At 43.8% G+C, this 13,367-nt stretch carries 11 protein-coding genes; 4 read left to right on the forward strand and 7 right to left on the reverse strand.

The genetic code is table 11. The annotated features are described in order from the left end of the window. Nucleotides 1-19 precede the first annotated feature (19 nt). From pyrB to NTX44_13145, 3 genes are all read left to right on the forward strand, one after another. Nucleotides 20-946: an aspartate carbamoyltransferase gene (gene pyrB, locus NTX44_13135; protein ID MCX6122546.1), complete on the forward strand. Its 927-nt coding sequence runs from the start codon at nt 20-22 to the stop codon at nt 944-946. Nucleotides 947-1,106: 160 nt separating this feature from the next. Continuing rightward, nucleotides 1,107-1,811, forward strand: a complete 705-nt coding sequence (locus NTX44_13140; GenBank protein ID MCX6122547.1) for a sensor histidine kinase — start codon at nt 1,107-1,109, stop codon at nt 1,809-1,811. Then, nucleotides 1,808-2,482 carry a response regulator transcription factor gene (locus NTX44_13145; GenBank protein MCX6122548.1) on the forward strand — a complete coding sequence of 225 codons (675 nt, stop codon included), beginning with the start codon at nt 1,808-1,810 and terminating at the stop codon, nt 2,480-2,482. The genes NTX44_13140 and NTX44_13145 overlap by 4 nt, the downstream gene beginning before the upstream one ends. 94 nt (nt 2,483-2,576) lie before the next feature. Here NTX44_13145 and NTX44_13150 read toward each other — a convergent pair whose 3' ends face one another. The 4 genes from NTX44_13150 to gdhA form a co-directional block, all read right to left on the reverse strand. Then, the gene (locus NTX44_13150) at nt 2,577-3,824 is read right to left on the reverse strand and encodes a Glu/Leu/Phe/Val dehydrogenase (GenBank protein MCX6122549.1); all 1,248 of its coding nucleotides are present in this window, start codon (nt 3,822-3,824) and stop codon (nt 2,577-2,579) included. A 3-nt stretch (nt 3,825-3,827) separates the two neighbouring features. Continuing rightward, nucleotides 3,828-4,019 carry a hypothetical protein gene (locus NTX44_13155; GenBank protein MCX6122550.1) on the reverse strand — a complete coding sequence of 64 codons (192 nt, stop codon included), beginning with the start codon at nt 4,017-4,019 and terminating at the stop codon, nt 3,828-3,830. Nucleotide 4,020: 1 nt separating this feature from the next. Next, nucleotides 4,021-7,023 (reverse strand): histidine kinase, encoded by a 3,003-nt coding sequence (locus NTX44_13160; protein MCX6122551.1) that lies wholly within the window; start codon nt 7,021-7,023, stop codon nt 4,021-4,023. Between the two features lie 94 nt (nt 7,024-7,117). Next, nucleotides 7,118-8,479 carry an NADP-specific glutamate dehydrogenase gene (gene gdhA / locus NTX44_13165; protein MCX6122552.1) on the reverse strand — a complete coding sequence of 454 codons (1,362 nt, stop codon included), beginning with the start codon at nt 8,477-8,479 and terminating at the stop codon, nt 7,118-7,120. Nucleotides 8,480-8,802: 323 nt separating this feature from the next. On the opposite strand from gdhA, the gene NTX44_13170 reads away from it, so the two are divergent. Beyond that, nucleotides 8,803-9,765, forward strand: a complete 963-nt coding sequence (locus NTX44_13170; protein MCX6122553.1) for a hypothetical protein — start codon at nt 8,803-8,805, stop codon at nt 9,763-9,765. Between the two features lie 24 nt (nt 9,766-9,789). Here NTX44_13170 and NTX44_13175 read toward each other — a convergent pair whose 3' ends face one another. Genes NTX44_13175 through NTX44_13185 form a run of 3 tightly spaced genes read right to left on the reverse strand, consistent with a single transcriptional unit; the run spans nt 9,790 to nt 12,891 of the window. Next, nucleotides 9,790-11,793 (reverse strand): PAS domain S-box protein, encoded by a 2,004-nt coding sequence (locus tag NTX44_13175; GenBank protein ID MCX6122554.1) that lies wholly within the window; start codon nt 11,791-11,793, stop codon nt 9,790-9,792. Further along, complete coding sequence (locus tag NTX44_13180) at nt 11,781-12,410, reverse strand: hypothetical protein (protein MCX6122555.1); 630 nt, start codon at nt 12,408-12,410, stop codon at nt 11,781-11,783. Before NTX44_13180 ends, NTX44_13175 begins: the two co-directional genes overlap by 13 nt. 25 nt (nt 12,411-12,435) lie before the next feature. After that, nucleotides 12,436-12,891, reverse strand: coding sequence for a hypothetical protein (locus NTX44_13185; protein ID MCX6122556.1), 456 nt, complete (start codon nt 12,889-12,891; stop codon nt 12,436-12,438). Nucleotides 12,892-13,367 lie beyond the last annotated feature (476 nt).

Raw genomic sequence — 13,367 nt, forward strand, 5'->3', positions numbered from 1 at the left:
GAATGAAGGATAACTATCTATGAAACTCCAACATATCATCGAATCTCAACAATTCAACTTGCCAAAACTAAACGAGTTCTTTAGTCTTGCTGATCAGATGGAACACGTTGTTGCGCGCGGCGGCACATTAGATTACCAGCACAAAATTATGGCGTCATTATTTTATGAACCATCAACACGGACACGGTTCTCATTCGAATCTGCAATGCTGCGGCTTGGCGGCAAGATTATGTCAACCGAACGCGCACAGGATTTTTCTTCTGTCTCGTACGGTGAATCATTGGAAGACACTATTCGTGTCGTCGGTAATTATGCAGATGTGATCGTCCTCCGGCATAATCAGGTAGGCGGTGTCAAACGAGCAGCCGAGGTATCTTCTATCCCCATCATTAACGCCGGCGACGGCAAAGGCGGTCAGCATCCGACACAAGCGCTGCTTGATCTATATACCATCTACAAAGAAATCAAAACGATTGATGGCGTTAAAGTTGCTCTCGTTGGTAATTTATTAGACGGTCGCACGGTTCGTTCGCTTGCGTATTTACTTGGAAAGTACGAACGAGTGAAAATCTATTTCGTTGCCCCGCCGACACTTCAAATGAAACAAGACATACTCGACTATCTGAATCGCCACAATGTTTGGTACACATTGGAAAGCGATTTCAATAAGATTCTTCCGGAAGTTGATGTCGTGTATATGACACGCATTGAAGAAGAAAAAATTCCAGCGGCTTCAATAGAAAAACCATTCAAGCGTTATTTCATTGATGAAGAGGTCATGAAGCTCATGCAATCCCATGCAATTCTTATGCACCCGTTGCCGCGACTCAATGAAATTTCACCGATAGTCGACGCCGATCCTCGTGCGGCGTACTACCGCCAGACCAAGAATGGTGTTTTAATACGAATGGCTCTGCTGGCTTCTGTGCTGGATTTTGGCGAGTGATGCCGTGAGCCGCTCGTATGAACAAAATGCTGTTTGATCCGGTACAAATGAATGGCATGGTTGAAGAGCGTAATACAGAGGCACTGCTTATCACTAATATTTTAGCAAGCTGATTCAACATGCAGTTGGGCTTTTGCTCTTTTCTTCCTATCATAACATCATGAAAAGCCAAATAACCATAGAACAAAAGAAAGAATCATACGAACAATTCCGTGATCTTTCTGCCTATCTTCAAGCTGCACGTGAAGAAGAACGGAAAAGCATCGCACGTGAGATTCACGATGAACTCGGTCAAGCACTCACGACCATCAAACTTGAGCTGTCGCTCTTACATGAAGAAGTTTTGAACGATGCCTCAGCAGCGACCGACCGTATTCAATCTTTAAAAGATCAGGTCGATGTCACCATTCATACGGTGAAAAGCATTATCACAAAACTGCGTCCCGGGTTATTAGATGATCTTGGCCTCACCGCCGCCATTGAATGGCAGGCAAACGATTTTCAAAAACGAACAGGAATTGTCTGCGAAGTGTTGTTGAAACCAGAAGAGATGAACATCAACCAGGAAATTTCTACGGATATGTTTCGCATATTTCAAGAAACATTAACAAACATTACACGCCACTCCGGTGCTACACATGTTATGGTTCATCTGTACCAGAAAGACGATGCACTCGAACTGCAGGTACACGACAATGGGCGCGGAATCACATCCGAAGAAAAGAACGACCCAAAATCATTCGGTTTGATCGGCATTCGCGAACGGGCTCAGTACTGGCACGGCATTGTGGAGATTGAAGGCACGACAGGGTTTGGTACTATCATTACTGTTCGATTCCCCCTGACGTCGGAGAAACAGAAGTGATCCGCATCCTGATTGTTGACGATCATGCAATGTTTCGCGAAGGGTTGAAACAGATTCTCGCAAAACATTCCGATATGCGTGTTGTGGACGAAGCCGGCAGTGGTCAAGAAGTGATAGCAAAAGTTCTCCAGCATAAACTTGATGTCGTTCTCCTCGATATTTCGCTCCCCGGGAGAAGCGGCCCTGAACTGCTTAGTGAAATTAAAAAATTGAAGCCGGAACTTGCTGTGTTGGTTTTAAGCATGCATCCAGAAGATCAGTATGCTGTGCGTATGATGAAGGCAGGTGCATTGGGATATATCACAAAAGAAAGCGCTCCTGAAGAATTAATTTCTGCCATCCGCAAAGTCTCTACAGGGAGGCATTATATAAGTTCAAAATTAGCGGAAGAGATGGCGGTCGCTCTTGAAACGAACACGCCGAAACTTCCTCATGTCACACTTTCCAACCGCGAATTTCACGTCATGCGGATGCTCGCCTCCGGTAAATCGCTCAAAGATATTGCCGGCGAATTATTGATCAGCGAAAAGACAGTCACAACCTATCGTGCACGGATTCTTGAAAAAATGAAGCTCCACAATAACGTCGAGTTGACGCTGTACGCAATCGAGAACAAATTGCTCCCCTGGTACTTTTCTTTACGGGATCGGGATCGTTCTACCCGGGAATAGGTTTTTCCAGAGGTAATCCTTCACAAGTTTTTAGCAGATGATAGCATCTTCATAACAAGATTGGAATAAAAAAGTAATCTTATTTATTGCTGTTTTAAACCCAACCTCGCAATTTACAGGCTTCTGCAACACGTGCTACACCGACAACCATAGCCGCTAATCTTGGATGGACTTTCTTCTCTCGAATAGCTTCCTGAACTGTGTGATACGCTTTTCGCATCTTTTCGTCAAGCCGATCATGGACAGTCGCTTCATCCCAGAAGAAGGAACTCTTATCTTGCACCATTTCAAAGTATGATACAGTCACACCGCCGGCACTGGCAAGAATATCAGGAATCACGTGAATGCCGTGTTTATTGAGAAAAAGATCGGCTTCTGGAGTTGTGGGACCGTTTGCCAACTCGCACACAATTTTTGCTTTGATACGTTCCATATTATCTTCATTGATGGAATTCTCAAGCGCTGCCGGATAGAGAACATTCACTTCGAGTTCGAGAACCAAATCACGGGGAATACTCCGTGTGCCTGGAAAGCCGACAACAGATCCCGTTTTCAGTTTGTGCGTAACAAGTTCTTTCGGATTCATTCCATCCGGATTCAAGATGCCGCCGCGTGAATCACAAACAGCAATCAATTTTCCACCGCCAAGAAGTTCAGGATGCAGCAATGCTGTTCGTTGGCCGGCATTTCCAAAACCTTGAATCGCAAATGTACCGGTCGGGTCAACTCCAAGTACTTTGCATGCCTCACGGACTGCGACAGCGCCTCCTCGAGCGGTTGCATCGCGACGACCTTCTGTACCGCCAATCTGCTGTGGTTTATCTGTAAAAACACCGGGATGATGAACTTGCATAAGTGTTTCATATTCATCCATCATCCATGCCATTGTTTGCGGATTTGTATAGACGTCGGGAGCAGGTACGTCTTTATCTACACCAATGTATTGAACAACAGCACGAACGTATGCGCGAGATAAATTCTCCAACTCTCGCTCAGACATTTTACGCGGATTACAGACCACCCCGCCTTTTGCACCTCCGAGCGGGAGATCCAAGACCGATGTTTTCCATGTCATCCATCCTGAAAGTGCCCGTATCGAATCGGCTGTTTCATCCGGATGAAATCGGATGCCGCCTTTCGCAGGCCCGCGCGCAGAATTATATTGGATGCGATACCCATGGAATATCTTGACTTCTCCATTGTCCATACGGACCGGAATGGTAAATTTATACTCCCGCTGAGGCCACATAAGCAATTCAGTGGTCGCATGATCTAGATTGAGAATTTTAGCGGCTTCTGCCACTTGCTGTTGAAGTACATCGAATGAATTATACGAAGCCATTATTTAATCCTCCTGTCGTTCTATAGAATGACCGTCTCTTTTATCTAATCCATCCCGTCGATCCAGAATAATTCTGTACCAGCAGTTCTTACACATCAACGAGCGATCTACACTCAACAGCACTTGCTGCCATGGGCTTAGCTTTTCTCCGCAATGAGGACACGCATCAAAAATTTTTATGCCAGCTTTTTCCACGTCATTCCTCCGGCTTCAGGATCACCCCTTTATTCTGGTGTCCGTTGATTTTAATGACAAGGTGTTTATCAAATCTAAATAATTTTGTGTATCGCTTTTTTTCTGATGGCGGCTGACTCAGTAACCATTCCCAGTCCAAGAATCCTTGTTTCTGAAACTCATTGACAGTAAAATAACCGATCATAAACGAAGTAATATTTTGAAAGAAATGAGAACCCTGTGATGGCGTGACCGACATATCCCTAAAACCGGTTTCTATAATCGCCCTTGCACCTGAAATTTGTTCCCACGTTACAGGAATACCCAGCCATGGATCAAGCGAACCCCAGCGGCCAATACCAATGAGAAGATACGGCCTATTCTCTCTTAAAAGCTGTGCATTGTACAAAGCAATTTCTGCCGCTACTTGCTGGCTTGCTGCTCTGTCAAACAAATGATAATCGACAGCCACAATATCAAAAATGCCATCAATCAAACCATGCCCAAGCACTTGACTGCTCTGGCACAAAACTTTTGATTGATCGTTTTCTTCCACTACCAATTCTTCCGACTCGCGGTTTACCACTAAGGGACGCATTTGCAATAAAGCAAATTCTGCCCCCGATGGAGAAGGCACATCAAAATTGACTGCAAATTCCATTTCGACCGGTGTTCCCATCCCCCACACACCCATATCAAGCAGTAACTCTATGATTTCCGCTATCGGCACTGATTTATTGTGAAGAACTGGAGAGAATGTTACTACACGAATACCTCTTCGTCCCAGACCGTCATAAATCGCTTCATTTTCGGGCAGGTATGTAGATCCCACGTATTTAAGGACATCATCATTCTCTGCAACTTCCAAAGTTTGCTGTTGCACCAGCACATCATAAGTCTCAGCACCAAAATCCGGACTCGCATCAAGTGTCAACGAGAAGAATGACCGCTGGGAACTATTGAGCGTCTCCTTCACCGAATAAAATTGTACGATGTCGTTTGGATATTTTGGACAGAACCGAACGGTATTGCCGCCATCCACTACCCATTTGCCCAGTCCCAATGCGACTGCCGCTGTCCCATCGGATGATTTTTGCGGCTTCATTGGATAAAAATTATATGATTTGGCAACACCGGAAATGTCAGGATAATATCTCTTCTCGTGCACTTTGCCAACAAGGTTCTGAACGATGACCGCCATTTTTTCTTCTTCATAGCGGTAAGAGGTTACACGGATATAATCCTTTGCGCTTTGATAGAACGTTGACGCATAGACACGCTTGATGCTCTTCAACAGTTCATTCAATCGGACGTGGATGTCCGAATGCGCATTGGGGATCATATAGGTTTCGTATACGCCTGCAAAGGGATGATACTGGGAATCCTCCAGCATACTGGATGAACGAACCGCCAATGGTGCAAGCGCCAATTCAAGGAATGATAAGAGATCTGCAATAACTTCCGGTGGAAATTTATCTGCAAGAAGAAACCGCTTTGTAATTTCCCTATCATCCTTGCATTCTATTGCGAACTTCAGCAGATCATTCTCTTTCAGAAATTGGTCGAAGACATCTGTACCAAGAACAACCGCCGAGGGAACATATATTTTAACATGCTCGAACCTGTTCCGCACATTATAGTCATTGAGCAGCATGTCAACAAAACCGAGCCCGCGTGCTTTGCCGCCCAGCGAGCCGCCGCCAATACGTGCAAACGTTGTTTCCGAGCCAAATGTATCTTTTGAAAAGTTCGCGACAATACCGCGCTGGCATAAATTGCGGTAATGATGGAGAGAGATGATCAAATCTCTCCGCAATGCTTCGAGGTTCGGAAAATCGGAGACCTTCCTGGGAAGAAGTTTGCCGGCCAACCAAAATTCTGTCCGTGCCCTCAGCCAACTGGAGAAGTGATTGCGATCTGCATGGTAACGAATGCTCTCGCCCGGAACAATACGAAGCATATCTTCTAAACTTTTCATGTCGTTTGCACGGCCGACTTCTGTTCCATCCGGCAAACGAAAAACAAAATCGCCAAAACTGAAGTTGTAAATCATAAACTGTTGAAGATCATGCATGAGCGATGGTGAATCCTTCAACGTGAAAGAAGCACCCATATTTTCTGCAGAAACTTTGTTCTCCAGAACATTTGAAAAAAGAAGTACTGGGACATCGGGTCTTTCATTTCGCACTGCCCGCATAAAATCAATCCCTGCATGCGGATCTTGCTTTCCGTTGCGCGGAAAATCAACATCCGATATAATCCCAAGGAGAAATCTTTTATACCGCGTGTAATATGTCCATGCTTCTTCGTACGTACTACACAAAAGAATTTTCGGACTCGCGCGCATACGCAGGAATTTGTGGCCAAGATCTATTCCTTCGGAAATCAACCGCTGAGATTGCTTCAGGATTTCAGTATAGATAATAGGAAGAAACGAAGAATAGTAATTCACGTTGTCTTCGATAACAATAATCGATTGAACGCCGACTGCTTGCGTATCATGCTCAACATTGAGACGATCTTCGAGGAATTTAATGATCGCAATGATGATACGAAAATCACCCTGCCAAATAAATATTTTATCGAACACTGATGTATCGTGAGTAAGTAAAAAATGTTTTAGCTCACGCGTATCATGCATCAGTAAAACGACAGGGATGTTAAGATCGGATTGTTTTACTAACCGGGCGAAATCGATTGCCTGCATATCATCGATATGCAAGGTTGTGATGATAAGATCGAAATGACGTTCTTCCTTTGCAAGCACCATCGCTTCTTTGCCGCTCGAGACGCACGTAAGCTCCGGGGATTGGCTGAGGTTAAGTCCTTCGTACTCGCCGCGGCTTAACTCGTAGAGCCGGCCATCTTCTTCGAAAAGATAGAGGTCATAGAGACTGGAGACAAGCAGAACATTGCTTATGCGAATTCGCATTGGGTTCTGGACGCCGTAGAAGAGATTTCCAAACCCATGCTCAACCGAATTGGAATCTAACGGACTGACGGTTTGATCAACTATTTCTTCCATACGTCCACACCCGCTTCACTAAATAACCGCCGCCTTTTCAGTAATCTTCTGAAAGGCGGCGATTACTTGATTTTTTACAATTCACTACAGCGGGTTACACGATTCCCTGATCCATCATCGCATCAGCAACCTTTAAGAAACCGCCGATGTTTGCCCCATTGACGTAATTGCCGGGCGTACCAAACCGATCCGCCATATCAACACACGTCTTGTGAATGCTCTTCATAATCTGATGCAACCGACTGTCCACTTCCTCGCGCGGCCATGGCAAGCGCATGCTATTCTGGCTCATTTCTAAACCGGATGTTGCTACGCCACCGGCATTTGCGGCTTTACCAGGACCATAAAGAATTTTTGCATCAAGAAAGAGCTTCACACCCTCGAGTGTCGTTGGCATATTCGCGCCTTCCGCTACAGCATAGACACCGTTCTTCAGTAAGTTTTGTGCATCCTTACCGTTGACCTCGTTCTGCGTTGCGCTTGGGAACGCACAATCCGCTTTGTGATTCCACAATGGATTGTAATCGATCTTAGAATCGACGGGCGTGTAGACCGCTTTATTATATTTTTCAGCGTATTCCGAGATACGTCCACGACGGACATTTTTCAATTCCATAATGAACGCAAGTTTCTTCTCGTCAATACCTTCTTCATCGTAAATATAACCATTTGAATCGGAAAGTGTTACTACTTTTCCGCCAAGTTGGTTAATTTTTTCAACGGTGTACTGCGCCACGTTGCCGCTTCCGGAAACAAGACATTTTTTCCCTTCAAGCGTTTTTCCACGCGTTGCAAGCATTTCGGCTGCGAAATAGACCGCCCCGTATCCGGTTGCTTCCGGACGAATAAGCGAACCACCCCAATTAAGACCTTTACCCGTAAGCACACCTGTAAATTCATTCCGCAATTTTTTGTACTGACCGAAAAGATATCCGATTTCTCGTCCACCAACTCCTATGTCGCCGGCAGGAACATCTGTATCTGCTCCAACGTGGCGGTACAATTCACTCATGAATGCCTGACAGAAGCGCATAATTTTCAGATCGCTCTTCCCTTTCGGATCGAAGTCTGAACCGCCCTTCGCTCCACCCATCGGTAATGTAGTAAGACTGTTTTTGAAAACCTGCTCGAACGCAAGAAATTTTAATATGCCAACCGTTACCGAAGGATGGAATCGCAAGCCGCCTTTGTATGGACCAATTGCACTGTTCATTTGAATACGGTAACCGCGGTTGATATGTATTTCACCTTGATCATCGACCCAAGGAACACGAAATTGAATCAATCGTTCTGGTTCAATGATTCGTTCAAGAATTTTAGATGAGCGATATTCCGGATGACGCTCCAGAACAAGAGATAAGGACTCGGCTACTTCTTGTACTGCTTGATGAAATTCCGGCTCCGCAGGATTTTTTGCTTTTACCTCAGCAACGAGGTCTTTCACGTAATTGGACATTGGAACCTCCTTGAATAAATGATGAATGATTACTGATTAAGAGAATATTGTAAATTGATTAGTGTTAGTGTAGGATGATTTGAGGTAAGAGTGTAGTGGGGAAACACTGAAATCGTTGTAGGGAATACCCTACAATACTATGTCCTCAGTTTGCCATTGAGTATGAGTATAAAATAATAACAAGTTGGAATTATCAGAAAATAACTCGTTCTGTTTCCTGCACACAAAAGACTCGCTTTGCGATGTCTTTCTTTTTATCTTGTTCTTAATTGAAAACTGTGAATAGTTTTATCTTACAATAATCACAATTTATCGTAGAAAACATGGACGTTTTTTTTTACGAAGCATTCGAAGAAGAAGCCGATGCGCTTCAATCTCTTCTCGGTAATCAATTATCCTTTGATTTGACGGATAAAACGATTCAGGAAACCGGGCATGTTACTCCGCCAGCACGTCTGATCAGTATCCGCACACAATCCATCGTTCCGATAGATTGGGCAAACAAAATTGACGGCATTTTGAGCCGAAGCACAGGCTACGATCATCTAAAAAAATACTTGGAGGCAATTCACACACAACTCCCGTGCGGACATTTGGAAGAGTATGCTACACGCGCCGTTGCCGAACATGCTATTCTGTTGATGATGGCTTTACTGCGGCGATTGCCGCAACAGATGATGCAGTTCCAGCACTTCGATCGCAATAGCGTAACAGGAGGAGAATGCGCAGGAAAGAATCTTCTCGTCGTTGGCGTCGGACGAATCGGCAGTGAAATTGTTAAAATCGGGAATGCGCTTGGAATGGACGTTCGCGGTGTAGATATCGTTCAGCATAACAACGAAGTGCATTATGTCGGAAAAGAGGAAGGCGTTGCGTGGGCAGATGTTATCATCTGCGCGATGAATTTGACAAAAGAAAACCGAAGTTATTTTTCCTACAACCTTTTAAAGCAAGCAAAACAGGGCATTTCCTTCATCAACATTGCACGCGGGGAACACGCTCCACTCTCCAATCTGCTGCAATTACTACAGGAACATCATATTGGCGGGCTTGGGCTTGATGTGTTCGAAGATGAACCGAATGTTGCCGTAGCTCTCAGGACCGGGCATACGAAAACTTCTTCCGAAACTCAAATAGTAACGGCATTACTTCAGTATCCAAATGTTCTCTTCACACCGCACAATGCATTTAACACAATAGAAGCGGTCCGACGAAAATCGCAGTTTAGTGTTAATGAGGTTTTGTATTTTCTGAAAAACAAAAATTTTCGGTGTCGTGTGCAATAGAAATTGTCTGTGTGCAACGTTTTCCTACAGTAATATTTCTTCTTGCATGATAGGCTGGAGAATTACTTCAAGAAGCAATTTAATCGACGTAGGTTGTTCCAATACAGCATGAGGTTTCGGCGCTTCACTTGCTTTCATCTCATCCATTTGAGTTTTTGTTGCCATCACAATCAATTTGGCAGCAGGCTCAAATTTCAAAACGTCTTTCATTAACGCTGGAGTCTCACCAGGTGAGAATCCGTCAAATATTGCTACCTGAACTTTACCGAGATTTTGAAAAAGTGTTTCCCGAACCTGCGTTTTCCCCACCGCAAGAAGCGGTTCATATCCGTTATCTTCCAAGTCATCAAAAAGTTTGTAATTGTATTCGTCTTCAGAGCATGCAACAAAAATGATGGGCTGATTCGTGTCTGATTGAAATTCCGCTTCCGGTGAACCGGCATTGATCGTGGACACTGCCGGCAGGAATATTTTAAATGTTGAACCTTTCCCTTTTTCACTTTCGACTGTGATAAACCCATTATGACCCTTCACTATACCAATGCTAACGGAAAGACCCAAACCTGTGCCTTTCCCGACTTCTTTTGTGGTGTAGAATGGTTCAAAAATCTTGTGTACTTCGGAGAGCGGTATTCCCGTTCCGGTATCGCTGACGCTGAAGAGGACGTATTCTCCTTCAACTGCTTTGGAGTATTCTTCCGCCATTTCTTTACTTACGAAAGTATTCTCTGCTGTAACGGTTAACTTGCCGCCTTTCGGCATGGCATCACGTGCATTTGTACATAAATTGATGAGGACTTGTTGAAGCTGTGTGACGTCTCCCATAATGGATGAAATATTTTCAGAGACCTGCGTATGCATACGGATATTGTCCGGAATAATTTGCTCCAATTGCCTGTAAACATCTTTAATAATCTTCTGCGGATTAAGTTTTGTGTGTACGCCCTGCGCACCTTTCACAAAGGAGAGCACCTGATGCGCCATTTCAGAACCATACTTTGCGCTCGATTCAATGTTATTTAACAGCCGGCGGCTTCGTTGGTCATGCAGTTTCCGTTTCAAGACCCGCACACCGATCAGCATCGGTGAAAAAACGTTATTTAAATCATGCACAATACCGCTGGCAAAAATACCGATACTTTCCACTCGCTGTGCGCGGAGGGACCGAGATTCCATTCTCTTGCGTTCCGTAACATCCGTACATACTTGAAGAATGCCCGTTGGTTCACCTTGTGCATTGCGGACAAGTGTCCAGCGGCAATCTGAAACGATATCGGCTCCCCCTTGCTTTGTTTGATGAAGTTCGCCAGACCACTCTGCGGTTTGCATTGTGAGATCATACGCCCGTTGAAACTCTTTCGCGCTGCTCTCATTATAAATAACTTCCATCACATTTCTTCCAGCTACCTCCACCGATGGATACCCGTACACACGTTCCGCCCCCTTGTTCCAATAGCGTATGTGTTTATCAAGATCGAGTACAAGAATGGCGTCTTGTGCTTGATCCAGCAGCTTTGCTTGTTCATGTATTGTTTCTTCGGCTTGTCTTCGTTCTGTAATGTCAATAAAAACTGCTTCTGTATGATTTTCGGGGGAAGACAACGTAGCTGAAAAAGATACCCATAGCTCCGATCCATCCTGGCGATGCAGGAGAGTCTCATGATCTTCCACAGTTCCTTTTGCCAACAACTCTTCAACAAGCCGTTTCCGCTCCATGGGAGACATGGTATATATTATTCCTTTAACTTCATCAAAGGTACTAACTTGAAACATGCGGAGGAGGGCCTGGTTGGCATCAACCACATTCCAGTGCGGTGTTGTAATGCGGAGCATTCCGGCAGGCGAGTGTTCGAAGAGGTTTCTAAACTTACGCTCGCTCTCTGCAAGTTCTTCAAATTGACGCTTCTTAGTAACGAGTTCTTTCTGCTTACTTGCGGCAACTGTAAAAACAAATCCTATTGCAATTGATAGCAGTGCAATAGTGCCAAGCGCTACAACCCACCATACATCAAATGTTACCTCTTGCACAGAAAGCCCCGCATATAGAGCAGACTTGAGACAATTATGAGAATCCTATTCATTGACAACACTATTCTCAAACGGTCTGGTGAGGCATGTAACATTATATTGAAGAGTGCATAATAGAATAAACTTCCTGCTGAATATATTATAATACCAACTGCAACCCAGAATCGCGGATCGTTTACCCAAACAATGTCACTCTCCCGCACAATATCCACAAATATAAATGCTGAAAATGTTATTAGAAGGACTTTAGAAATTGCGGCGGTCCATCCATCAAGAAGCGAAAGCGGTTCGAAGGTGAACTTACTTACAATCCAGAAGACAACAAATACTGAAAGACACAACGATAGCATCAAACGATTTTGACTTTTTTTTAACCATGATGAATACATTAAAACCACGAATACGATTTCAACCAACGTATAAAAATGCGACGTCCAAAGATTATGAATATGATAAAAAGCAAGTGTCAGCTGTAATCCTACGTCCAAAATACTAATAATAATCAGCCATTCAAGAATTCTCAAAGGACGCGGGAGGTTTCTATAGCGAAAACCTCCCACAATCGCAGTAAGAATTTCGATCAAAAGCAAAATATAAAACAAAACTGAATTTTTCATCTAAGAACTATCGGATTAAATCGCTTCAATTAAAACAATCTGGTGGACACGGGGCTGCCATTTCCATAACAGCAGCACTTGTCATAGCCTGTCCTTGAGTATTCACTCCAACAAGAACTATTGTTGGTGAACCGTCAGCATTCTTTGCAAAATAATATCGTAGGCCAATAACTCCTGGCTGCGCGAGAATTTGATCAATAGCACTGCGAGCAAAAGTACCACCCCTTGTTCCTTTTGTAACTCTGCTGGCGGCGTTAGCGCTAATGGAGAGATTAGGACTAATACTACCTTTTTGATTTGCAATCAATTGGGATGCCGTCGCCCAATCAATTTGATGGTTTGCAGTACTTAAGGCATTAACTAAAGCCTGCCCTTGATCCTGTGGTTCAGAAGCACTTTTTCCTGGACCATTGAACGCCCAAAGCAATCCAAAACAGAGTACAACAAGAATGCTTAGAACGAGTAAACCTTTGATTTTCATAACTACCTCCTGTTATTTGTAAGAAGCGTTTGAAAAATTATTCCCGTGCACTGGCGTTTCCAGGAACGCGAGAAGGAACTATGAATAAAATGGATTGCACCTTATAAGTAGAAGGTACTGCATTTCATGTGTAAAGCAAAGTCTTCATATATGATACGCGCAACTATGAAATTGGTTTCCAGCTCAGGTACTTTTTACCTATATTTGTATGAAGTGTAATTGCTAAGTTTAATTCTTTTACTTTGCAAACCGTTCATTATCCTGCAAATTAATGTGATATTTTGCTGGTGTAAAAGATATCAGTAAAAGAACTATTTTTTAATAGGAAATTTCCTACGTTCTTCCGGTGTGCTGGATTGTTAATTGATAAACCGGTATACCTTACGCTGGATAGCTTCTGTGCTTAGTAGTTTTTCAAGGAATGCAAGCGGTCCCAGTTCTAATCTATTGTGACTTCTGAAAAATTCGATGTTAAT

The sequence above is a fragment of the Ignavibacteriales bacterium genome, assembly GCA_026390575.1.
In the GTDB taxonomy this organism is placed as follows: Bacteria; Bacteroidota; Ignavibacteria; order UBA10030; family UBA10030; genus Fen-1298.

Bases quoted from the DNA above. Each gene is read 5' to 3' on its own strand.
- pyrB (MCX6122546.1), top strand. From the start codon at position 20: ATGAAACTCCAACATATCATCGAATCTCAACAATTCAACTTGCCAAAA.
- NTX44_13140 (MCX6122547.1), top strand. From the start codon at position 1,107: ATGAAAAGCCAAATAACCATAGAACAAAAGAAAGAATCATACGAACAA.
- NTX44_13150 (MCX6122549.1), bottom strand. From the start codon at position 3,824: ATGGCTTCGTATAATTCATTCGATGTACTTCAACAGCAAGTGGCAGAA.
- NTX44_13160 (MCX6122551.1), bottom strand. From the start codon at position 7,023: ATGGAAGAAATAGTTGATCAAACCGTCAGTCCGTTAGATTCCAATTCG.
- gdhA (MCX6122552.1), bottom strand. From the start codon at position 8,479: ATGTCCAATTACGTGAAAGACCTCGTTGCTGAGGTAAAAGCAAAAAAT.
- NTX44_13170 (MCX6122553.1), top strand. From the start codon at position 8,803: ATGGACGTTTTTTTTTACGAAGCATTCGAAGAAGAAGCCGATGCGCTT.
- NTX44_13180 (MCX6122555.1), bottom strand. From the start codon at position 12,410: ATGAAAAATTCAGTTTTGTTTTATATTTTGCTTTTGATCGAAATTCTT.
- NTX44_13185 (MCX6122556.1), bottom strand. From the start codon at position 12,891: ATGAAAATCAAAGGTTTACTCGTTCTAAGCATTCTTGTTGTACTCTGT.